Raw genomic sequence first — 1,676 nt, 5'->3', positions numbered from 1 at the left:
GCCAGGCGGTGCGCGCCGAGCGGATCCAGCGTCAGCCGTAGCGTGTCGGCCGGCAGCGTATCGACGGCGACCGCCAGGGATTGCGGCGGTGTGAGCGCCGGGATCCGTGCGCGGCCGGATTGACCGCAGGCCGAGCCGACCACGCTGCGCCAATGTGCCAGCCGCTTTTCAGCACGGGCGGCATCGAGTTTGACCTCGGTGCGCTCGGCGTTGACCGGGATGATCGCGCTCACGCCCAGTTCGGTCGCCTTCTGCAGGATCAGATCCATCTTCTCGCCACGGGCGATGCCCTGCAGCAGGGTGATGGCCAGTGGCGATTCGTTGTCCAGCGGCTGGGCGTCATCGATATGGACCTGCGCATCGCGCTTGCCCACCGTGGCCAGGGTGGCGGCATAGTCATGACCGTCGCCATTGAACAGCACGCAGCGGTCACCTTCGCGCAGCCGCATCACCCGCACCAGGTGGTTGGCGGTTTCTTCAGGCAGGGAGAGTGTTTGTCCGGTGTGGAGTGGAAGGTCGATCGGGCAGCGGGTCAGGCGCATGCGGAGGTCTCGCGGGTAGTGGCACACGTCAGTGCGGCCGGGTCTGCTAGCATTTCGGGCTCATGAAAACCTCATCGCCCCCGCGCATTCTATCGTCGGCCCGTTGCGCTGTTGCCCGGAGTGGCGCATGAGCCGGCGTCTGCCTGTCATCCACAAGGTGACCTCGGAAAACATCGGGCCATTCCAGCAGGAACAGCTGGATCTGGAGTTCTCCAACGGCGAGCGCCGCCATTTCCAGCGCCTGGTGGGCCATGGACATGGCGCCGTGGTGGTGGTCCCCATGCTGGATGAGGACACCGTGCTGCTGGTGCGTGAATACGCCGCAGGCCTGCATCGCTATGAACTTGGCCTGGTCAAGGGGCGCATCGATGAAGGCGAAAGCGCGATCGAAGCGGCCGACCGCGAGCTCAAGGAAGAGGCCGGTTATGGTGCCCGCCAACTGGACGTGCTGCGCATGCTGACCCTGGCGCCTACGTATATGAGTCACCAGTCCTGGCTGGTGCTGGCGCGCGATCTGTACCCCGAACGCCTGATCGGTGATGAGCCGGAGGAGCTGGAAGTGGTGCCCTGGAAACTGGCCGAGCTGGATCAGTTGATGCTGCGCGAGGATTTTTCCGAAGGCCGCTCGCTGGCGGCGTTGTTCATTGCCCGCGAGTGGCTGGGGCGAGCGCGATGAGGCCGTTGCAGGCAGATGTGCGGGAAGCGGTGATCGACATCGCCCATCGCGCCGGAGCGGCGATCCTGCAGGTCTACGCCAACGGTTTCGACATTGAACACAAGGCCGATGACAGCCCGGTCACCAGCGCCGACCTGGCCGCGCACCGGCTGATCGTGCAAGGCTTGTCGCAGTTGAGTCCGGACATTCCGGTGCTCTCGGAGGAATCCGCCCAGCTGCCGTGGGAAACCCGGCGCAGCTGGCAGCGCTACTGGCTGGTGGATCCGCTGGATGGCACCCGCGAGTTCATCAAGCGCAACGGTGAATTCAGCGTCAACATCGCCTTGATCGACGACGGCCTGCCGGTCTTCGGCGTGGTGCAGGCGCCGGTCACGGGGGTGGTCTGGCATGGCGAGCGCGGTGGCAAGGCGTATCGACGCGCGGGTGCGCAGCAGGAGCGGATCACCACCCGGATGCCG

General features: G+C 65.7%; 3 protein-coding genes. 2 read left to right on the top strand and 1 reads right to left on the bottom strand.

Features of this window, described 5'->3' with window-relative positions:
• Window positions 1-542: 16S rRNA (uracil(1498)-N(3))-methyltransferase (locus JCM9942_RS15315; protein WP_054660704.1), on the bottom strand; the 542-nt coding region annotated here is incomplete at its 3' end.
• Between the two features lie 127 nt (window positions 543-669).
• Here JCM9942_RS15315 and nudE point away from each other — a divergent pair.
• On the top strand, window positions 670-1,218 hold the full coding sequence (nudE, locus tag JCM9942_RS15310; RefSeq protein WP_054660702.1) for an ADP compounds hydrolase NudE: 549 nt from the start codon (window positions 670-672) through the stop codon (window positions 1,216-1,218).
• Window positions 1,215-1,676 (top strand): 3'(2'),5'-bisphosphate nucleotidase CysQ family protein (locus JCM9942_RS15305; RefSeq protein WP_304941159.1); only part of this gene is annotated, 462 nt, incomplete at its 3' end. The genes nudE and JCM9942_RS15305, both read left to right, overlap by 4 nt.

The sequence above is a fragment of the Stenotrophomonas pictorum JCM 9942 genome (genome assembly GCF_001310775.1).
GTDB lineage: Bacteria > Pseudomonadota > Gammaproteobacteria > Xanthomonadales > Xanthomonadaceae > Stenotrophomonas > Stenotrophomonas pictorum.
The sequence above is the reverse complement of the archived record's forward strand: the minus strand, read 5'-3'. Positions and strand labels throughout refer to the sequence as shown.